The organism is Pseudomonas sp., assembly GCF_049645325.1.
Classification (GTDB): domain Bacteria; phylum Pseudomonadota; class Gammaproteobacteria; order Pseudomonadales; family Pseudomonadaceae; genus Aquipseudomonas.
The window spans coordinates 1-20304 of record NZ_JBARTQ010000198.1 but is presented as its reverse complement, the minus strand read 5'-3'; the positions used below and the strand labels follow the sequence as shown (position 1 = coordinate 20304).

Below are 20304 nucleotides of genomic sequence, written 5' to 3'. Positions count from 1 at the left end.
CCTGAGGTGGATGACGGGATTATGGACAGGTTACGCGCCTTGCTGGTGGGGTTGCCACGTCGTAAAAAACGACTGATTCAAGTCACTACCGATGTCCTGGTGGTCTGGGCGGCATTGTGGCTGGCATTTGTCGTGCGGCTCGGCGTTGATGAGATGGCCAACCCTTTTCGGGACCATCTGTGGCTCTTTGTCGCCGCTCCTGTCGTGGCTATCCCGTTATTCGTTCGCTTTGGGATGTACCGCGCAGTCATGCGTTATTTCGGTAACGATGCGCTGATCGCTATCATCAAGGCCGTCAGCCTCTCGGCGCTGATCCTGGGGCTGGTTGTCTACTGGAACAGCAATCACCAGCACGTCGTTCCACGTTCCATCATCTTTAATTACTGGTGGCTCAGTCTGATCATGGTCGGTGGACTGCGTCTAGCCATGCGTCAGTACTTTCTTGGGGATTGGTTCTCCGCATCCCAGCACGTGCCATTCACCAGTCGTGACGATGGGTTGCCGCGCGTTGCCGTTTATGGCGCAGGAGCGGCCGGCAACCAATTGGTGGCCGCTTTGCGGATAGGGCGATTGATGCGTCCGGTTGCCTTCATCGATGACGATGCCAGTATCGCCGACCGTGTGATTTCCGGCCTTCAGGTCTACAAACCCAAACATATACAACGCATGATTGATGCTACCGGCGCCCAAGAGATCCTGCTGGCGATTCCTTCATCCAACCGGGGTCGCCGTCGAGAAATCCTCGGCTTCCTCGAAGGCTTCCCTCTTCATGTGCGCAGCGTGCCCGGTTTTATGGATCTGGCCAGTGGTCGCGTCAAGGTCGATGACATCCAGGAGGTCGACATTGCTGACCTGTTGGGTCGCGACTCCGTGCCCGCGCAAGGCGAGCTCCTTGAACACTGTATCAAGGGGCAATGCGTGATGGTGACGGGAGCGGGCGGCTCCATCGGTTCTGAACTCTGTCGTCAGATCCTGTCGCTACGTCCCACCACGTTGCTGCTGTTTGAACACAGCGAATTCAATCTCTACAGCATCCTTTCTGAACTTGAGCAGCGCGTAACCCGCGAGTCATTGCCTGTAAAGTTGCTGCCGATCCTGGGGTCTGTGCGTAACCCGGGCAAGTTGTTGGATGTCATGAAAGCCTGGCGTGTCGATACGGTTTACCACGCGGCCGCGTACAAGCACGTACCCATGGTCGAGCACAATATTGCCGAAGGCGTTCTGAATAATGTTATCGGCACATTGAACACCGCACAGGCGGCGCTTCAGGTGGGGGTTGCCAACTTTGTCCTGATTTCCACAGACAAGGCTGTGCGCCCGACTAACGTGATGGGCAGTTCCAAGCGCCTGGCCGAGTTGACGCTGCAGGCCTTGAGCCATGAGTTGGCTCCGGTCATGTTTGGCGACAAGTTCAACATCTCCTGCGTCAACAAGACCCGTTTCACCATGGTGCGCTTTGGCAATGTGCTGGGCTCTTCCGGTTCTGTAATTCCGCTGTTTCACAAGCAAATCAAATGGGGAGGTCCCATTACGGTGACCCACCCGAAAATCACCCGCTATTTCATGACCATCCCCGAAGCTGCTCAGTTGGTCATCCAGGCGGGTTCCATGGGGCAGGGCGGTGACGTATTTGTGTTGGATATGGGCGAACCGGTGCGAATAGTCGAACTGGCGGAGAAGATGATCCATCTTTCCGGTTTGAGTGTGCGCTCCGACAAAAATCCCCACGGTGATATCTCTATTGAATTCACCGGCCTGCGTCCCGGTGAAAAGCTTTACGAAGAGTTACTCATCGGTGACAACGTCGTTGCGACTCAGCACCCCATGATCATGAGCGCCAATGAAGACCATTTGTCATGGGACTTGCTCAAAAGCAAGCTTTCAGAGCTCCTGACAGCGATCGATGAGGATGATTACTCTCGGGTTCGCCAGCTGCTTCGCGACACCGTCAGCGGGTATGCCCCCGATGGCGAAATCGTCGATTGGATCTACCAACAGCGTCGTTTGGACCCCTGATTTAACACCCTGTTACTCACCCACTTTTGACTCTCTGCCAACATCACCTAAGTTTGGAAGGCAGCTTCGGAAAAGCTGCTTTCTTCTACCGATGTCATGGAGCGTCACCAATGCAAACTGCCTACATCTCTTCCTTGATCTTTGCCTTTCTCACCACCTTCTCCGTAGCCGCCACGGCGGCCCCGTCGATCAAACCCGACGCCCCAACCCCCCTCGCGGCCCAGATGACCAACGTCGAGCAATCCACCAAGGTCAATATCAACGCCGCCGATGCTGAAATCCTGCGTCGCGATTTATTCGGTATCGGCGCCGCCAAGGCCAAGGCAATCATTGCTTATCGCGAAAGCAACGGCCCCTTCACCGCGGTGGACGAGCTATTGGAAGTAAAGGGTATCGGCAAGGCGCTGCTGGAGAAGAATCGCGACAAGCTGGCTATTCAGTAAGGGTATAAAAGCAGCGCAGGAGGCCGGTCACTGACCGGCCTTTTTACGCTCTGAAAACCGAGCTTTCAAACTGACACGCACCTCATCAAGAATTCGTATCGCCAGGGTCGAATCCTCGACACTCCTGGCAAGCACCAGCGCACCCACCAGTGTCGACATAATCAGCAGGCCCTGCACATCGCCACGGCCATCGGCCAGTGCAGTTTCAATCTGCTTTAGACGAGCCGCCAAGACCGCATCTGTGGTCGGGCTTTGCTGACCTCTGAGGCCCAGTTCCGCAGACATCGTGGTGAGTGGGCAGCCTTCATGAGGCGACGTCTGGTGCCATTCAGACAGGTAGCTGTCGATGAAGGCGTCCAATGGCCGCTCTTGGCAGAACAACGTTTCACAATGCACGTCCAGCTCCGCAGCTGCCGCCTGCAAGGCCTTTTCCACTAGTTCATCCTTGGACTTGAAATGCGCGTAGAACCCACCGTGCGTCAGGTCCAGCGCCTTCATCAGTGGCTGCAAGCCAGTGGCGCCAATGCCGTCACGGCGAAAGCGTACGGAGGCTTCCTTGATGATGCGCTGATGGGTTTGAGCTTTGTGGTGTTGTGAGTAACGCATAGGAGTGCCTCGGGAACGTGCGGGGATATTAGCGGAGTTGGCTCTTTTTACCCATCGAGGCAACGGCGAGATGCGTTGGCATGGAAAGTGATTACGTTTGCTTCAGTGATTGTTCAACAATCGGAAGGTGATGATGACACTGACTTTGTCGTTGGCAGACCAGATTGCACTGGAGTTACGTGCCGACATCATCGGCGGGCGTTTACTGCCCGGCATGGCGCTGGTCGAAGCTGACCTGGTGAAGGCGTACAACGCCTCGCGCAACACGATCCGCGAAGCCCTGCATCGCCTGGGCCAAGAAGGGCTGACACGTTATGTGCGCAACAAAGGCGTGATGGTCCGGCGATTGGCGCGTGAAGAGGTGCGCGATCTGTTCGTCGTACGGCGCACCCTCGAATTGCAGGCTATCGCCCAGAGCGGCGCGCTGACAGAGGATCAGGCCGAGCGTATGCAAAACGCCATTGATGCCACCACGCTGGCCCGGGAACGTGAAGACTGGCGTGCCGTGGCGACCCACAGCCTGGTGTTTCACCAGCAGATTGTCGGGTTGATGCGCAGCCCACTGTTCGATGAGTTTTTCGCCCAGGTCATTGCTCAATTGCGCCTGGTGTTTTGCGCAGCGCCCGATGAGCAGCGATTCCAGTCGCCCTGGCTGGAACGCGACCGTGAGATTTACGCTCTGCTGGCCGACGGTAACAAGCGCGCGGCGCAGGAGGCAATGAGCCTGTACCTGCACGATTCGCTACGCCTTTCGTTGGCTCTGTTTGACCACCCCTGATGGAGGATTGCCCCATGTACAAAGACTACCCAGCGGCTTACCAGGTCAGTAAAGGCTCGGCGTTGCAGGTCGACACGGCGTTCTACGAGCGGATTCGTGACCGGGCTGACCAGCGCACGCTGATCGAGCAATTCGAAGTGCCGATTCGCACGGGCAGGGCATGGAAGGTGCCGGCCGGGCATGTGTTCCGTGTGACAACCCCGGTGGGCCCGCAGGTCGGCGACTTTAACGTGTGGAACGCCAATGACCCGCGCGAACGTCTGTGGGCTGCGCGCACGCGCCAATTGCAGGGTGCGCACGTCAGCACCCATGACCGCTTGTGGTCAAACCTGCCCTTTCTGCGACCGCTGGTGACGATTACCGATGACAGCCTGGCCAGCTACGGCATTGATGAGCACGGCGGGCGCCTGCACGACCTGCTCGGCACGCGCTGCGATCCTTATGTGAATCGCATGCTGACGGGGGAAGACTTCCACCATCACTGCCACTCAAACCTGACCCGCGCCGTGCTGGCCCACGGTCTGACGGAATTCGACGTACACGACGTGCTGAACATTTTCCAATGCACCGGCCTCAATCACGACGACATGTACTTCATGAAAGCCTGCCCGGCGCAAAAGGGCGACTACCTGGAGTTTTTCGCCGAGATTGATTTGCTCTGCGCGCTGTCGACCTGCCCCGGCGGGGACCTGTCGCTGCCGATGTGGGGGCCGGATGCGCAGGACCCGCTGACGGTGTGCCGTCCGCTGGGCGTCGAGATCTACAGGTTGGAGGATGAATTGCTCAGTGGCTGGAGCCAGCCGGAACGTGCTGCCTACAAGGGGCAGCACGGTTTGCACATTGCCAAGGCGGCGTGGGAATAAACCTGCCTAGCGATCCTGCGCGTCCTTGGAGTCTGCCTGGGCATTGCGCTCGGCCACGCGCTTGCGTTGTTCGTCGGTGAGTTCCACCTTGTTGGCGCTGTCACGCAGCATCATCAGCCCACCGACGATCGATCCGATCGCTACCACTAAAATCAACCATGCATACCACGGCATAAGGCGCTCCTTGAGACGGATTGCCGTGGGAGAATTTTCCCACGGTAATAACGGCTTTGAGTAACAGGCTTTCTCAGTAGTTCAGTGTAGGCCTGTTCCGCCTCATTAACCTCACAGCCCTGTCAGCATCGCATCTGCCGGCGCATCGGCACGGTCTTGCGCAGTCAACTGGAAGTAGATGAAGCCTACCGCCATAAAGCCCAGGAAGATCAGGCCGATCAGCGTGTTGAACCAGGCCATCGCCACCAGGCACACCACGGCCAGTACCAGCGCGATGCCGGGTACGATCGGATAACCCGGTGCGCGGAAGGTGCGCTCCAGCAGCGGTTCGGTCTTACGCAGTTTGAACAGGCTGAGCATGCTCATGATGTACATGACGATGGCACCGAACACGGCCATGGTGATCATTGCTGCGGTGAGTGTCATGCCGCCCAGGTTGATCAAACCGTCGCTGTAGATGGCGGCAATACCGACCACGCCGCCAGCGATGATTGCCCGGTGCGGCGTTTGAAAACGCGACAGTTTGGCCAGGAACGACGGCAGATAACCGGCGCGGGCGAGGGCGAAGAACTGGCGCGAGTAGCCCAGGATGATGCCGTGGAAACTGGCCACCAGGCCGAACAAACCGATCCACACCAGCATGTGCAGCCAGCCGGAGCTGTCGCCCACCACGGTTTTCATGGCTTGCGGCAGCGGGTCGTTGATGTTCGACAGCGTGCGCCAGTCGCCCACGCCGCCAGCGAAGAACATCACGCCCATGGCCAGGACTACCAGGGTCAGGATGCCGCTGATGTAGGCCTTTGGAATGGTGCGCTTGGGGTCTATCGCTTCTTCGGCGGCCATGGCCGCGCCTTCGATTGCGAGGAAGAACCAGATGGCGAAAGGAATGGCCGCAAACATCCCTGCGATGGCGGGTGCGCCAAAGGTGTCGGAGCCAGCCCAGCCATTCAGGGCGAAGTTGCTGAAACTGAACGCCGGCGCGACCACGCCCATGAACACCAGCAGTTCGGCGACGGCGAGCACGCACACCACCAGCTCGAAGGTGGCCGCGAGTTTCACGCCGAGAATGTTAAGGCCCATGAACACAATGTAGGCGCCCACCGCCGCGTGCTTGGGGTCCAGTGCCGGAAACTGCACATTCAGGTAAGCCCCGATGGCCAAGGCAATGGCGGGTGGCGCGAAGACAAATTCGATCAGCGTCGCCAGGCCGGCGATCAACCCGCCTTTTTCTCCAAAGGCGCGGCGGCTGTAGGCAAAGGGCCCCCCTGCATGGGGAATCGCCGTCGTCAGCTCGGTGAAACTGAAGATAAAGCAGGTGTACATGGCGGCGACCATCAACGAGGTCACCAAAAAGCCCAAGGTGCCGGCCACGCCCCAGCCATAGCTCCAGCCAAAGTATTCACCGGAAATCACCAGCCCGACGGCAATGCCCCACAAATGCAAGGTGCCCAAAGTGGGTTTGAGTTGTGTGTTCATCGTGTTGCTCTCCCTGAACGGTTTTGAATGATTCAAGGTGTTGCAGCGGCCATGCCAGCCTGAGAATCATTGTCGTAAAGCCGCGCGGCTGTCGTTGGGGGGATGGTTTGGCGTTTGAAATTTTCCGTCAATGCACCAGATGGGGGCGGTGGTGACTCGGCCGACGCCATCGCGGGCAAGCCCGGCGCCCACAGCGAGCGAGGTGCCTGGGATAGCTCCGATCCAAAGGTGGGAGCCGGGCTGGCCCGCAAGGGGGCCGCACCCGCCGCGAAAAATGCCGCTGTAAACCCCGCATAAACCCACTCTTTACGCCGTCTTTACGCCCCGCACGCACCCTCGCTCTCGTTCCTTTACGCCACTCCTGCCGACAATTGCCCTACACGCGGCAATCGCCGCAAAACGGAGAGACTTCCATGAGCGTTCTGGACGGGGTGTCACTGCTATTGGCCGTGGCACTGTTCATTTATCTGCTGGTTGCGCTGTTACGCGCGGATCGGAACTAGGAGCAGGCTATGCACAGTTATGACTATTGGCTGATCATCGCCTTCTTTGCCGTGGTGCTGGTGCCGGCACCGTTCCTGGGGCGGTTCTACTACAAGGTGATGGAAGGCCAACGCACGTGGTTGACGCCAGTGTTGGGCCCCGTCGAGCGCGCGTGCTATCGCTTGTCGGGCGTGGATGAGGATCAGGAGCAGAGCTGGCAGAAATACATGCTGGCATTGCTGGCATTCAACCTTGCCGGCTTTGTACTGCTGTTCGCGATCCTGCTGTTCCAGGAATATCTCCCACTGAACCCGCAGAAATTGCCGGGCCAGGAATGGACACTGGCTTTCAACACCGCGGTCAGTTTCATGACCAACACCAACTGGCAGAACTACAGCGGTGAAGCCTCGCTGAGCTACCTCAGCCAGATGGCCGGCCTGACCGTGCAGAACTTCGTCAGCGCCGCCACGGGCCTCGCAGTCCTGGTCGCTTTGTGCCGCGGGATTGGTCGCAAATCCACCAAGACATTGGGCAACTTCTGGGTCGACATGACCCGCGCCACCCTCTACGGCCTGCTGCCGATGTGTCTGGTGTTCGCGTTGTTCCTGGTCTGGCAGGGTGTGCCGCAAACCTTTGCTCACTATGTGAGCGCGGTGACGATGCAAGGCGTTGACCAGGTCATCCCACTGGGCCCGGCGGCCAGTCAGATTGCAATCAAGCAATTGGGCACCAACGGCGGCGGCTTCTTCGGCGTCAACTCGGCGCACCCGTTTGAGGACCCGACTGCCTGGGCCAACCTGTTCGAACTGTCGGCGATCATCCTGATCCCGGTGGCGCTGGTCTTCACCTTCGGTCACTACGTGAAGGACCTGCGTCAGAGCCGGGCCATCCTCGGTTGCATGCTGGCCCTGTTCCTGATCGGTGGCGCGACCTCGCTGTGGGCCGAATACCAGCCCAACCCAACCCTGAACAACCCGGCCGTTGAGCAAACCGCGCCGCTGGAAGGCAAGGAAGCGCGCTTCGGCACCACCGGCACTGTGCTGTGGTCGGTGACCACCACCGCAGCCTCCAACGGTTCGGTCAATGGCATGCAAGACAGCCTCAATCCTCTCAGCGGTATGGTCGCGCTGGTCAACATGATGGTCGGCGAGGTGATCTTCGGCGGCGTCGGCGCCGGCATGTACGGCATGTTGCTTAACGTGTTGATCGCCGTGTTCCTCGCCGGCCTGATGATTGGCCGCACCCCGGAATACCTGGGCAAGAAGCTCCAGGCCAAGGAAGTGCAACTGTTGGTGGTGACCTTGCTGGTGATGCCGGTTGGCGTGCTGGTGCTCGGCGCCATCGCCGCCAGCCTGCCGGGCCCGGCCGGTGCCATCAGCAACCCTGGCCCCCACGGCTTCAGCCAGCTGCTCTATGCCTACACCTCGGCCAGCGCCAACAACGGCTCGGCGTTCGGTGGTTTCAGCGCCAATACGCCGTTCCACAACCTGATGCTCGGCCTGGGCATGTTGATCGGTCGCTTCGGTTACATCCTCCCGGTACTGGCCCTGGCCGGCAGCCTGGCGATGAAGAAAACCGCACCGATCGGCCAGAACAGCTTCCCGACCCATGGCCCGCTGTTCGTGACCCTGTTGACCGTGACCATTTTGCTGGTGGGCGGCCTGACTTTCCTGCCCACACTGGCGTTAGGTCCCATCGCTGAACACCTGAGCATGGGCTTCTAAGGGGATATGAAAATGAATATGCCTGCAAAAAATGCGGCCCCTGTGACCACCCAGGAACCCGCCAAAACCGCCATCTCTGCCCTGTGGCGCCCGGCGCTGGTCCAGGCTTTCGTCAAGCTGGACCCGCGTCAGCTGCAACGCTCGCCGGTGATGCTGGTGGTCGAACTGACCGCCATCCTCACCACCGCGTTGTGCTTCGTGCCCGACACCGCCGTGCCGACCTTCGTTGCCGTGCAGATCGCCGTGTGGCTGTGGTTCACCGTGCTGTTCGCCAACTTCGCCGAAGCCTTGGCCGAAGGCCGTGGCAAGGCGCGTGCCGACAGCCTCAAGGCCGGCAGTGAAGGCCTGAGTGCGCGCCGCAAGGAAGCCGACGGCAGCTTCAAGGTCGTGCCGGCCACCAGCCTGCGTAAGGGTGATGTGGTGCGCGTCGCCGCCGGGGAAATGATCCCCGGCGACGGCGAAGTCATCGAAGGGATTGCGGCAGTTAACGAAGCGGCGATCACGGGTGAATCCGCGCCGGTCATTCGTGAGTCCGGCGGCGACCGTTCGGCCGTCACCGGCAACACCCGCCTGGTGTCGGACTGGTTGCTGATCCGCATCACCGTCAACCCGGGCGAATCCACGCTGGACCGCATGATCGCCCTGGTGGAAGGCGCCAAGCGCCAGAAAACCCCCAACGAAGTCGCGCTGGATATCCTGCTGATCGGCTTGACCCTGATCTTCCTGCTGGTGGTGGTGACCCTGCAGCCGTTCGCCCACTTCGCCAATGGCAGCTTGCCGCTGGTGTTCCTGGTCGCACTGTTGGTGACGCTGATTCCTACGACCATCGGCGGCTTGTTGTCAGCCATTGGTATTGCCGGCATGGACCGCCTGGTGCGCCTCAATGTGATCGCCAAGTCGGGTCGCGCCGTGGAAGCCGCAGGGGACGTGCATGTGTTGCTGCTGGACAAAACCGGCACCATCACCTTCGGTAACCGCCGTTGCGCGGCGGTGATCGCGGCGCCTGGCGTCAGCGGTCGAGACCTGGCCGAAGGCGCGCTGCTGGCGTCACTGGCGGACGATACGGCGGAAGGTAAATCCATCGTTGAATACCTGCGAGCCTTGCACCCACAGGCCGAGCCGACCCTGGATCAACTGACCTCGGTGCCCTTCAGTGCGGAAACGCGTCTGTCCGGTGTCGACTACGAAGGCCGTGTATTCCGTAAAGGCGCCGTCGATTCGCTGCTGGCGTTTATCGGTCAACAACGTCGCGACCTGCAACCGGCTCTCTCGCGCGAAATCGACAAGATTGCGCAAAGCGGTGGCACCCCGTTGCTGGTGTGCGCCGACGGTAAATTGCTCGGTGCGATCCACCTCAAGGACGTGGTCAAACCCGGTATTCGCGAGCGTTTCGCCGAACTGCGCAAGTTGGGGATCCGCACCGTGATGGTGACCGGCGACAACCCGCTGACCGCAGCTGCGATTGCTGCTGAAGCCGGTGTGGATGACGTGCTGGCTGAGGCCACTCCGGAGAAAAAACTCGCACGCATCCGCCACGAGCAGAACGACGGTCGCCTGGTTGCCATGTGCGGCGACGGCGCCAACGACGCCCCGGCGCTGGCCCAGGCTGACGTCGGCATGGCCATGAACGACGGCACCCAGGCCGCCCGTGAAGCGGCCAACATGGTCGACCTCGACAGCGACCCCACCAAGCTGCTGGACGTGGTGCAGATCGGCAAGGAATTGCTGGTGACCCGTGGCGCGCTGACGACCTTTTCCATCGCCAACGACGTGGCCAAGTACTTCGCGATCCTGCCGGCGCTGTTCGCCTCGATCTACCCGCAACTGGGCGTGCTCAACGTGATGCACTTGCAGAGCCCGCAAAGCGCGATCCTGTCGGCCATCGTGTTCAACGCCCTGATCATCGTGGTGCTGATTCCCCTGGCGCTGCGCGGTGTGCGTGTGCAGGCAGCAAGTGCGGCGGCGTTACTGCGTCGCAACCTGCTGATCTACGGGCTGGGCGGGCTTCTGGTGCCTTTCGTGGGCATCAAGGCTATCGACATGCTGCTGACGGCGCTGCACCTGGTCTGACCCGATTCCTGTGGGCGCCAGGCTGGTGCCCACAGGCTGCAATGACTCCATTGAGGAATTCGAAATGTTCACCATGATCCGCCCGGCCCTGAGCCTGCTGGTTCTCATGACCCTGATCACCGGCGTCGCCTACCCGCTGGTGGTCACGGGCGTCGCACAAGTTGCCTTCCCGGACCAGGCCAACGGCAGCCTGGTGCGTGATGCCGACGGCAAGGTGCGAGGCTCCAGCCTGATCGCCCAGGATTTTACCGGCGACAACTGGTTCCACCCACGTCCGTCCGCCGGTGCATTTGCAACGGTGTCCAGCAGCGCCAGCAACCTTGGCCCAAGCAACCCGGCGTTGGCGACGCGCATCTTTGATGACGCGAATAAACAACTTGTCCCAGGCCAGGGCCCGGTGCCTTTGGTATCGCTGACTACCTCCGGCAGCGGTCTTGATCCACACTTGCCACCGCAGGCGATTGCCTATCAACTGGCGCGGGTGGCGGCCGCACGGAATGTGCCGGTGTCTACACTGCAACGCTTGCTGGACGAGCATATCGAAAGCCCGCTGGTGGGGCCGCCCGTGGTGAATGTGCTGGCGCTGAACATGGCCCTGGAAAAGCTGTAGGCAGTTGAGCAAGCCCCGCTCCCACAGGGAAATGCATTCCAAATGTGGGAGCCGGGCTTGCCCGCGATGACGGCCTGAAAGACTCCAAACAAATACCTGAAGGAACCGTTAAGCATGAGCGACTCCGGCCGCGCCGATGCCTTGTTAGCCGATCTGCCACGGGACGGCCGTGGCCGGCTCAAAGTCTTCCTCGGCGCCGCACCGGGCGTGGGCAAGACCTACGCCATGCTCCAGGCCGCCCACACCCAGTTGCGCCAGGGCGTGCGCCTGATCGCCGGTGTGGTTGAAACCCATGGCCGCGCCGAGACCGAAGCCTTGCTCAGCGGCTTGCCGCAGCAACCGTTGCTGCGCAGCGAATACCGCGGCGTGATGCTCGAAGAAATGGACCTCGACGGCCTGCTCGCCGCCAAGCCCAAGCTGGTGCTGGTCGACGAACTGGCCCACAGCAACGCCCCCGGCAGCCGCCATGAAAAGCGCTGGCAAGACATCCAGGAACTGCTCGCCGCCGGCATCAATGTGTTTACCACCGTAAACGTCCAGCACCTCGAAAGCCTGAATGACCAGGTGCGCGGGATCACTGGCGTGCAGGTGCGTGAAACCTTGCCGGACTGGGTGCTGCAAGAGGCCGACGAGCTGCTGCTGATCGACCTGCCGTCGCGCGAACTGCTGGAGCGCCTGCGCGACGGCAAGGTGTATGTACCGGAGCAGGCCCGTGCGGCCATCGACGCGTTTTTCACCCAGACCAACCTGATGGCCTTGCGCGAGCTGGCGATGCAGACTGCCGCCGCCCACGTCGATGACGACTTGGCCCAGGGTTACCGCCAGCTCGGCCAGGCCGCGCCAGCGGTGCGCGGTCGTTTGCTGGTCGGGGTGGATGGCGACGCGCAGGCCGAACGCCTGGTACGCCACGCCAGCCGTGTGGCCCAGCGTCGGCATTTGCCCTGGAGCCTGGTGCATATCGATAACGGCCGCGCGCGGGATGAGCAGTCGCGCCTGCGTCTGCAAAATGCCCAGCAACTGGCTGAGCGGCTGGGCGGGGAAGTGGTGTTGCTGCGCGCTGGCGAGGTGGCGAAGACGCTGATCCAGCATGCCGCCGAACGCCGCGCAAGCCTGCTGTTGGTGGGGCAGTCGCGGATGCGTTGGCGGCGCCGGCTGTTCGGTGGTGGTCTGGCGGCGCGCCTGCTGCGCAATGCGCGCGGGCTGGAAATCAACGTCCTCGACAGCGACGACATCCCCGCGCCACCACGCCTGCCGGATGTACGCGGGCTGGTGTGGTTTGATTACGGCCTGGCGGTGGTGGCGACGATAGTGGCGGCGGCAGTGGCCTGGGCGGTCGCCAGTGTGTTGCCGTTGCCGAATATTTCGTTGGTATTTCTTGCGGCGGTGTTGCTGGTGGCGGTGCGCAGCAGCCTGGGCCCGTCACTGGTGTGTGCGGCGCTGTCGTTCCTGACGTACGACTTCCTGTTTATTCCACCGAATTTCTCCTTTGCCATCCAGCGCGAGGAGGATGTGTTGACCCTGTTGTTCTTCCTGCTGATGGCGGCGCTGACCGGCAACCTCGCCGCGCGCCAGCGTCGGCAGTTGCAGGCATTGCGCGACACACAGGAAGAAACCAGCGAACTGCTCGACCTGTCGCGCAAACTCACCGCCGCCACGGATCGCCAGGCGGTGGTCAGCGCCGCGGCTCATCATCTGCAAGGCTGGAGCGACCTCGACCTGTGCCTGCTCAACCGTGACGGGCAGGGCGGCTGGACCGTCGAGACGGGCGCTGCGCTGAACCTCACTGAAGCCGAGCGCGCTGCTGCCGACTGGGCCTGGCAACATGATCAACCGGCCGGCATGGGCACCGGCACCTTGCCGTTCGGGCGCTGGTGGTGGTGGCCGCTGTCGGGCGAGGAGGGGCCGCTGGGCTTGCTCGGCGTCAGCCCTAAACCGGGACTGGAACTGAGTGGTCAACGTCGCCGTTTGCTCACCGCGTTGAGCCAGCCGCTGGCCCAGGCCCTGGCACGCGCCCAGTTGGCGCAGGAGCTGGAGTCCGCGCGCCTGCACGGCGAAACCGAGCAACTGCGCAGTGCCTTGCTCGCCTCGGTATCGCACGATTTGCGCACACCGCTGACCTCCATGCGTGGCAGCATCGACAGCCTGCTGGCCCTCGGCGAAGCCATCCCGTTGGAGGATCGTCGCGAATTGCTTGAAGGCACCCGCGATGAAGCTGAACGCCTCGACCGCTACATCCAGAACCTGCTGGACATGACGCGCCTGGGCCACGGGGCCCTGAAGCTGGCGCGGGACTGGGTCTCGCCGGGTGATATCGTCGGCAGTGCCCTGGGCCGTCTGCGCGCAGTGCTGGCGCCTTTGCAGGTGAGTACCGATGTGCCGCCTGAATTGCCGTTGCTGTATGTACACGCGGCGTTGATCGAGCAAGCCTTGGTCAATGTGCTGGAAAACGCCGCGCGTTTCTCGCCGTCCCAAGGCCGCTTGGCGGTGAGCGCCGGCGTGACCAACGACCAGCTGTTTTTCGCGGTGGCCGATGAGGGGCCGGGGATTCCCGAAGAAGAGCGCGCAAAGATTTTCGACATGTTCTACACCGCCGCCCGCGGTGACCGAGGTGGTCAGGGCACCGGCCTGGGGCTGGCGATTTGTCAGGGCATGGTCGGCGCGCATGGCGGGCATATCAGCGTCGCTGACGGCATTGACGGGCGGGGAACCTGCATCACCTTGTTCCTGCCGTTGCCCACGCAACCTGGCCTGGAACGCGAGCCTTGAGCTACCCTCTTTTCTCCACGGATTTTGATTGGACACCATGAGCCAGACCGCAACGATTTTGGTCATTGATGACGAACCGCAGATCCGCAAATTCTTGCGCATCAGCCTGGCCTCCCAGGGCTACAAGGTGATCGAGGCCGGCACCGGCAACGAAGGCCTGGCCCAGGCGGCGCTGAGCAAACCGGACTTGCTGGTGCTCGACCTCGGCCTGCCCGACATGGACGGCCAGCAAGTGCTGCGCGAGTTTCGCGAGTGGTCGACAGTGCCGGTGCTGGTGTTGTCGGTGCGCGCCAGCGAGGTGCAGAAGGTTGAAGCCCTGGACGGCGGCGCCAATGACTACGTGACCAAGCCGTTTGGTATCCAGGAGTTTCTCGCCCGTGTGCGCGCGTTACTGCGCCAAGCCCCGGCGGGGGAGGCACAGGAGGCCGCCTTGAGTTTCGGCCCGTTGACTGTGGACCTGGCCTATCGGCGGGTATTGCTGGACGGCGCCGAGGTGGCGCTGACCCGCAAGGAATACGCGGTGCTGGCGCAACTGGCACGGCATCCGGGGCGGGTGATAACCCAGCAACAGTTGCTCAAGGATATTTGGGGGCCGACCCATACCGAGGACAGCCACTACTTGCGCATCGTGGTCGGCCATCTGCGCCAAAAGCTGGCGGATGATCCGACTCAGCCACGGTTTATCGTGACCGAGGCGGGGGTGGGGTATCGGTTGATGAATGCATGAGTCGGGAGGGTTGTGGGTGTCCGGCCCGGCGCCATCGCTGGCTTGCCTGTGATGGTGCCACCCGCCGCATCTACTCTCTCAGCGCTGCTCACTCTCATAGCGGTCCAACGTGTCACGTGCAATTTCACGCCCCAGCGCGATCAATTCCGGCGCCTTGTAGAACTCGAAAAAACGGCACACCCGTTTCGGCACGTTGATCAACACGTCCGGCGGGTAACCGGCAATCTTGTATTGCGCCAGTGACGTCTGCATCACCTCGAAACTCTGGTTGATCAAGTCCAGCAGCGACGCCGGCCCGACGTTGTCGATGATGAACGAGCCGGTCGCCGACTTCGGTGCACCGTCCTTTTCCGGCGCGGCGGCAGGCTGTTGGGCTTCCGGCTCGGCCGAGTCCAGCCAGGGGTTGATCTCAGCGGCCTGGGCCTGCAAGGCCTCCTGCTCCAGCTTCATCAACTGTTCAGCTTGCTTGCGTCGAAACGGCAGGTGCGAGCCCAGGGATTTCGCCAGGCTGTTGAAACGGCTTTTGAACGCGGGTGGGCGCTGGATCACCGGCAACTGGTAGTGCTTCTGGTTGGTGGCGTTGAGGTTGACGGCGATGATCAAATCGCAATGGCTCGACACCACTGGCACGATGGGCAGCGGGTTGAGCAGACCGCCGTCGACCAGCATGCGGTTGCCCTGCATCACCGGTGTGAACAGGCTGGGAATCGCCGCCGATGCGCGCATGGCCTGGTGTAGGCAGCCTTCCTGAAACCAGATTTCCTGCTGGTTGGTAAGGTCAGTGGCCACGGCGGTGTAGGGAATGCGCAGCTCTTCGATATTGATCTCGCCGACGATCTTGCGGATTTGCCCAAAGACCTTTTCGCCACGGATCGCGCCCAAGCGAAAGCTCACATCCACCAGTCGCAGCACGTCCAGGTAGTCGAGGCTTTCGATCCAGTTGCGGTACTCGTCCAGCTTGCCGGCGGCGTAGATTCCGCCCACCACGGCGCCCATGGAACAACCGGCGATGCAGGCGATGTCGTAGCCGCGCCGTTCGATTTCCTCGATCACGCCAATGTGCGCGTAACCCCGGGCGCCGCCCGAGCCCAGCACCAGGGCAACTCGTTTGTTCATGGTCGATGTCCTTCCCAAAGCAGGTGCCCACAATGCACCCATTGAGGGGGCTGCTTCAATCTTCGCGGGGTGTGGAATATTTTTCCAGGGTAGCCGCGGTGCTCGGGTATGCTTTGGCGATAGGCGCTTTGGATTTGAGGCTGCCTGACAAGGCACTTTTCCTTGTAGGCAACGTCTACACCCTACGACTGTTTTTCTTTATTTGAGGTGTCATCGATGAAAGCCTGGATGTGTGTGCCTGTGATCGTGTTGGCCCTGGCCGGATGTGCCGGGAAAACCGCATACCGCGACAGCTGTGGCACGCAACTGGATGCCGCGTGGCACGAACTGGACCTGGCCAAAGCCGAAGGGTTTGCCGGTACCGTGAGCTACTCCAAGGCCCTGTCTCTGTTGACTGGCGCCAAGACCCAACAGCAATTCGAAGCGTTTGAAGGCTGCTCCAACAAGGCCGAGAAAGCGCGGTTCTATATTCGTGAGTCGCGCGCCGGGCGTTAATGCTTAGCGGCGGGCAGGGATTTTCATCGTCAGGGGAGGAAGGGATGTCAGCTTTGGTTGATCAGTTAGTCGCTCAGGTCATTGGCCTGGAAGTAGGGTTACTGAGCTGCCAGGCTCGCCTCGCCGCCGTTACCGACGATGAAGCCTTGCACGATCTGCGCACGACCGTGCGGCGCTTGCGCAGTTTGTTGCGTCCTTTACGCGGGCTGCCCGGTGTGGAGCAACTTGAATTGGCCGCCCGCACGGTTGGCCAATTGACCACGCCGCTACGTGACCGTGAGGTGCTGGCGGCGTATTTGCACCAGCAGGGGTATCACGAAGCGGCGGACCGTCGCCTGCGCCTGCAACCTGACGCCTATCGCCAGGTAGCACAAGGTCCTGAGTTGGCGCACCTGTTGTTGATTCTGGATGCATTCCCACGGTTTATCCGTGCCTCTCAGCACCAGAAGTTGCTCAAGGGCCTGCGCCCGCGCATTGAAAAACGCCTGGCCAAGCAATGGCACACACTCGATCACACCCTCAAGAATCCAAGCCACGATCGCCATCGCCTGCGCTTGTTGATCAAGCGCGTACGCTACGCGGCCGAAGCGTACCCCGAGCTGGACAAGCTCCCCGCAAAAGCCATGTCGCACTTGAAGAAAGCCCAAGGCGCGCTGGGCGATTGGCACGATTGCTGGCAATGGCTGGCCCAGGCCGAGCAGCAAGCGGATTTACAACCATGTGTTGCGGTATGGCATCGCACCATGGGCCAGGCCGAAAGGCAGGCGGATCGGGTGTTGGACAAACTCGGCAAGGCTTGTTTCTAAGCCGGTCCGGTTTTTGGCCGGAATAGGCGCTGTACCTTGCCGCCCCGGTGGTTAAGATCCCTGCATCTGTTTCCTTGATGTGAGGTCGCCATGCGCTTCTGTGATTTGCTCGACGCTGCCCGAAGCAACCCGTTGGATGTCACCATTCCCGCCGAATGGGCCCAAGGCCGCGCGACCTTTGGCGGCTTGGTGGCCGCGTTGCAATACGAAGCCCTGCGCGCCCAGGTGCCGGCCGGCCGGCCGTTGCGCTCGTTGGCGATCACCTTTGTTGGCCCGGTTGCACCGGATGTACCTGCCAGTTACCAAGTCGAAGTGCTGCGCGAAGGCAAGGCCGTCAGCCAATTGCTCGGCCGCGTGGTGCAGAGCGGTGAAGTGGCGACGTTGGTACAGGCCAGCTTCGGCGCTGCCCGTGAATCTGAAATTGAAGTGGCCAGCGAAAAGCCGCCCACGTTCAAACACTGGGATGAGTGTCAGGAACTGCCCTACATCAAGGGCGTCACGCCTGAGTTCATGAAACATGTGGCGATGCGTTGGAGTGTCGGCGGGCTGCCGTTCACCGGCAATAAATCCCGCGATATGGGCGGTTGGGTGCGCCTTCGTGGGGATGTGAAGGAGGAGCCACTGACCGAGTCGCACATCCTCGCGCTGGTCGACGCCTGGCCACCGGCCTTGCTGCCACACCTGACAAAGCCGGCACCGGGCAGCACATTGACCTGGACCATTGAGTTCATCCAGCCCCTGCAGGACCTGACCACCCTCGACTGGTGTCAGTACTACGTCAACATCGAACACGCCCGCGACGGCTACGGCCACGCCGCTGCGGCATTGTGGAGCCCGACTGGCGAATTGATCGCCATCAGCCGCCAGACCGTGGTGGTCTTCGCCTGATCCTCAGTGACGGTGGCGCTGACGCCAGGCGCGCCACCAGCCACCGCTCAATACGAAACGTGGAAAGGTCACAAACTGCTCGACCACCAGGCGTTGCACTGCATCTGTGCGATCACTAAACGGCTCACTGGTCTGGGCTTCCAGGCTGTGGCCATGACGCTGCAACGCCAAGCCCGCGAGGATGCCCACCACGCCCACGGCGAAACTGGCCAGGCTCAGGCTGAACACACCGGAAACAATCAACAAAAACCCGATGATAAATAACGGCACGGCGATCAGGTGCAACGCCAGGTTGGTCGGGTGCTGGTGGTTTTGTGGGTAGCTGCGCCATTGCCAGGCGGGGAGATTGGGGTGACGTTTGCCCATGATGATGAATCCTCTTTCCGTTGAAACGCTATGGGCAGAGTTTAGGTGGGGGTGGGCGGGGCGGCGAATTGGGGATGGCTATAGGGGCAATAGAGGGTCATTTATGGAGTGTAACGCTCAAGCCCAGATTACACAGTCATGGTCATCCATATGTACAAGAAAAGTGAGTTCGCGATCGGTTATCCAAAAAGGGTATCCAGTTGTTTCCCCTAAAATAGACCCAAGGGATTGCGCATTTTCAATTTTCCAAGCTATGTACTGTGAGTCGAAAACCAGCAGCGTCAGATCTTTTTTATGAATTCGGTGCGGTAATTCTTTCCAAAAATCAGCGTTGTGCTCTGAGCTTTTATCGTTCAACTCCATGGGGTTTAGGAAGGTGCTTTCTGATGTAAAGAATTTTTTTGTCAGCGCAACAATCAACGCTGTGAGTTCTTCCGTCCCCAGCTTGATGGATTCAAGCTCCAGCGTTGCGAGGGCGGTGTCTATCTCCTTTTCTAAGTAGTTCATTATGGAATACCTATTTTTGATCGACTAATGGGAACCAGTTCTAGGAGTATGTGGCCTCTTTTTGCCCCTCCCCCAGACCTTTTTCCGGGTGTTTGATAGCCAATATGAGGTGATTTCGGACCTTCTTTGCTTGGTACAAGCATAGGATCATCGATATTTACTTCGGCTCCTCTATTTAGTCCCTTCTCTACGCGCCATTCTGTTGGAAATGACTTTCCATATTGGTCTTTACCCCATTTGGATACGTTGTATTCATCCTTGAGTATGCCTGTTCTGCGAAAGGCTTCATCAAGGCCCATACGCATTTGCTCGTAGCTGTTGCCTTTTTGCTTGCTCCAGTCCAGATCGACATCGGGATTAAACTTCCAGCTATTCGCGGGGCGTACTTGCGGACAATCTGCAGACGCACAAGCTAGCCCTAGCGGATCCACCCACCCGATCGGATTGGGCACGTACCGGTACGCATTGATCCCACCGGCCAATTTCACCGGGTCGGGTGTCAGGTAACGACCAATATCCGGATTGTAGTAGCGATGGCGGTTGTAGTGCAGCCCGCTTTCCTGGTCGAAATATTGGCCCTGGAAGCGCAGCGGGTTTTCGATTTTACCTACGTCGAGGCGGCTGATTTCTCCGTAGGCGCGGTAGTGTGCTGACCAGACGATTTCGCCGTCGGGGTTGGTGAGTTCTTGTGGTGTGCCGAGGTGGTCGAGTTGGTAATGGAATGGCTTGGTGTCTTTTGGGCCGAATCCTTCCAGCAGTACCAGCGGCCGGAAGCTGTCTGGTTCGTAGATATAGCTTCGGTGACGATCCGCGTGGTGCTCGGCAATCAGCTTGTCGCCTTGCCAGAAAAACTCCGTCGTTATGCCGTCAACGGTTTTGCTGATGCGTCGCCCAAACGGGTCATAGCGATAGCTGGCGGTTTGCCCGTTGGGTTGGGTGAGGCCGATCAGCCGATGCTGGCAGTCGTAGCGGTATTCGGTGACTAGCCGATGTTCCTTGCCGCGCCGCTCGCGGATCAGGTTGCCGAAGGCGTCGTAGTCATAATGGTGATCGCCTTGGATCACCAATCGGTTCCCTGCAACAATGTCCGGCCCCGGACGATCCTGCATCAGCAGGTTGCCCGCCGGGTCGTGACCGAAGCGTTCTTGCACGTCTTGCGAGTGTTCGGCGCGGGTCAGGCGGGCGAGTGGGTCGTAGCTGTAGTGGTGCTCGCCTTTGCGGGTGTCGAGGATTCGGCTGAGGTTGCCGGTTTTGTCATAGTCGTATTGGCGTTGGTAGAGGCTGCATTCCTGTTGCGTAACCGCGTGGGCGTGCAGGCGGTTCTGATCGTCGTAGCCGTAGTGGCTGATGATCTGGCCTTGCTGGCGTTGACGTTCGCGACCGGCCTTGA

Annotated in this window: 20 protein-coding genes; 13 read left to right on the top strand and 7 right to left on the bottom strand. The window is 60.5% G+C overall.

What is annotated here, in order from left to right:
• Window positions 1-18 precede the first annotated feature (18 nt).
• Window positions 19-2016: a polysaccharide biosynthesis protein gene (locus WBB95_RS08750; protein WP_424487227.1), complete on the top strand. Its 1998-nt coding sequence runs from the start codon at window positions 19-21 to the stop codon at window positions 2014-2016.
• Between the two features lie 110 nt (window positions 2017-2126).
• A complete protein-coding gene (locus tag WBB95_RS08745; RefSeq protein ID WP_424487219.1) occupies window positions 2127-2459 on the top strand; it encodes a ComEA family DNA-binding protein in 333 nt (110 codons plus the stop codon).
• 27 nt (window positions 2460-2486) lie between these two features.
• Here WBB95_RS08745 and WBB95_RS08740 read toward each other — a convergent pair whose 3' ends face one another.
• Complete coding sequence (locus WBB95_RS08740; protein ID WP_424487218.1) at window positions 2487-3065, bottom strand: TetR/AcrR family transcriptional regulator; 579 nt, start codon at window positions 3063-3065, stop codon at window positions 2487-2489.
• Window positions 3066-3198: 133 nt separating this feature from the next.
• Between WBB95_RS08740 and WBB95_RS08735 the strand changes: the two genes are divergently transcribed.
• Complete coding sequence (locus WBB95_RS08735) at window positions 3199-3843, top strand: GntR family transcriptional regulator (RefSeq protein ID WP_424487217.1); 645 nt, start codon at window positions 3199-3201, stop codon at window positions 3841-3843.
• 14 nt (window positions 3844-3857) lie between these two features.
• Entirely contained in the window at window positions 3858-4706 is an 849-nt protein-coding gene (locus WBB95_RS08730) for an urea carboxylase-associated family protein (RefSeq protein ID WP_424487216.1), read from the top strand.
• A gap of 6 nt (window positions 4707-4712) precedes the next feature.
• Here WBB95_RS08730 and WBB95_RS08725 read toward each other — a convergent pair whose 3' ends face one another.
• Both WBB95_RS08725 and eat read right to left on the bottom strand, forming a co-directional pair.
• Window positions 4713-4880, bottom strand: coding sequence for a DUF2897 family protein (locus WBB95_RS08725; RefSeq protein WP_424487215.1), 168 nt, complete (start codon window positions 4878-4880; stop codon window positions 4713-4715).
• Between the two features lie 111 nt (window positions 4881-4991).
• Window positions 4992-6356: an ethanolamine permease gene (gene eat, locus WBB95_RS08720; RefSeq protein ID WP_424487214.1), complete on the bottom strand. Its 1365-nt coding sequence runs from the start codon at window positions 6354-6356 to the stop codon at window positions 4992-4994.
• A 413-nt stretch (window positions 6357-6769) separates the two neighbouring features.
• On the opposite strand from eat, the gene kdpF reads away from it, so the two are divergent.
• From kdpF to WBB95_RS08690, 6 genes are all read left to right on the top strand, one after another.
• Window positions 6770-6859 (top strand): K(+)-transporting ATPase subunit F, encoded by a 90-nt coding sequence (kdpF, locus tag WBB95_RS08715; protein WP_003218754.1) that lies wholly within the window; start codon window positions 6770-6772, stop codon window positions 6857-6859.
• 9 nt (window positions 6860-6868) lie between these two features.
• Entirely contained in the window at window positions 6869-8563 is a 1695-nt protein-coding gene (kdpA, locus tag WBB95_RS08710; protein ID WP_424487213.1) for a potassium-transporting ATPase subunit KdpA, read from the top strand.
• Between the two features lie 12 nt (window positions 8564-8575).
• Window positions 8576-10633, top strand: a complete 2058-nt coding sequence (kdpB, locus tag WBB95_RS08705; RefSeq protein WP_424487212.1) for a potassium-transporting ATPase subunit KdpB — start codon at window positions 8576-8578, stop codon at window positions 10631-10633.
• 64 nt (window positions 10634-10697) lie between these two features.
• Entirely contained in the window at window positions 10698-11243 is a 546-nt protein-coding gene (gene kdpC, locus WBB95_RS08700; protein WP_424487211.1) for a potassium-transporting ATPase subunit KdpC, read from the top strand.
• A gap of 114 nt (window positions 11244-11357) precedes the next feature.
• Window positions 11358-14009 carry a DUF4118 domain-containing protein gene (locus WBB95_RS08695; protein WP_424487210.1) on the top strand — a complete coding sequence of 884 codons (2652 nt, stop codon included), beginning with the start codon at window positions 11358-11360 and terminating at the stop codon, window positions 14007-14009.
• Window positions 14010-14046: 37 nt separating this feature from the next.
• Window positions 14047-14736: a response regulator gene (locus WBB95_RS08690; protein ID WP_424487209.1), complete on the top strand. Its 690-nt coding sequence runs from the start codon at window positions 14047-14049 to the stop codon at window positions 14734-14736.
• A gap of 78 nt (window positions 14737-14814) precedes the next feature.
• Here WBB95_RS08690 and WBB95_RS08685 read toward each other — a convergent pair whose 3' ends face one another.
• A complete protein-coding gene (locus WBB95_RS08685) occupies window positions 14815-15852 on the bottom strand; it encodes a patatin-like phospholipase family protein (protein WP_424487208.1) in 1038 nt (345 codons plus the stop codon).
• Window positions 15853-16068: 216 nt separating this feature from the next.
• On the opposite strand from WBB95_RS08685, the gene WBB95_RS08680 reads away from it, so the two are divergent.
• The 3 genes from WBB95_RS08680 (at window position 16069) to WBB95_RS08670 (ending at window position 18041) form a co-directional block, all read left to right on the top strand.
• On the top strand, window positions 16069-16347 hold the full coding sequence (locus WBB95_RS08680; protein ID WP_010176194.1) for a hypothetical protein: 279 nt from the start codon (window positions 16069-16071) through the stop codon (window positions 16345-16347).
• Window positions 16348-16391: 44 nt separating this feature from the next.
• The gene (locus tag WBB95_RS08675) at window positions 16392-17153 is read left to right on the top strand and encodes a CHAD domain-containing protein (RefSeq protein WP_424487207.1); all 762 of its coding nucleotides are present in this window, start codon (window positions 16392-16394) and stop codon (window positions 17151-17153) included.
• Window positions 17154-17243: 90 nt separating this feature from the next.
• The gene (locus WBB95_RS08670) at window positions 17244-18041 is read left to right on the top strand and encodes an acyl-CoA thioesterase (protein WP_424487206.1); all 798 of its coding nucleotides are present in this window, start codon (window positions 17244-17246) and stop codon (window positions 18039-18041) included.
• A gap of 3 nt (window positions 18042-18044) precedes the next feature.
• On the opposite strand, the gene WBB95_RS08665 is transcribed toward WBB95_RS08670, so the two are convergent.
• The 3 genes from WBB95_RS08665 to WBB95_RS08655 form a co-directional block, all read right to left on the bottom strand.
• Window positions 18045-18407, bottom strand: coding sequence for an Mpo1-like protein (locus tag WBB95_RS08665; protein WP_424487205.1), 363 nt, complete (start codon window positions 18405-18407; stop codon window positions 18045-18047).
• A gap of 117 nt (window positions 18408-18524) precedes the next feature.
• The gene (locus tag WBB95_RS08660; RefSeq protein WP_424487204.1) at window positions 18525-18914 is read right to left on the bottom strand and encodes a hypothetical protein; all 390 of its coding nucleotides are present in this window, start codon (window positions 18912-18914) and stop codon (window positions 18525-18527) included.
• Window positions 18914-20304, bottom strand: a 1391-nt coding sequence (locus WBB95_RS08655) for an RHS repeat-associated core domain-containing protein (RefSeq protein WP_424487203.1), incomplete at its 5' end; no start/stop codon positions are given. The genes WBB95_RS08660 and WBB95_RS08655, both read right to left, overlap by 1 nt.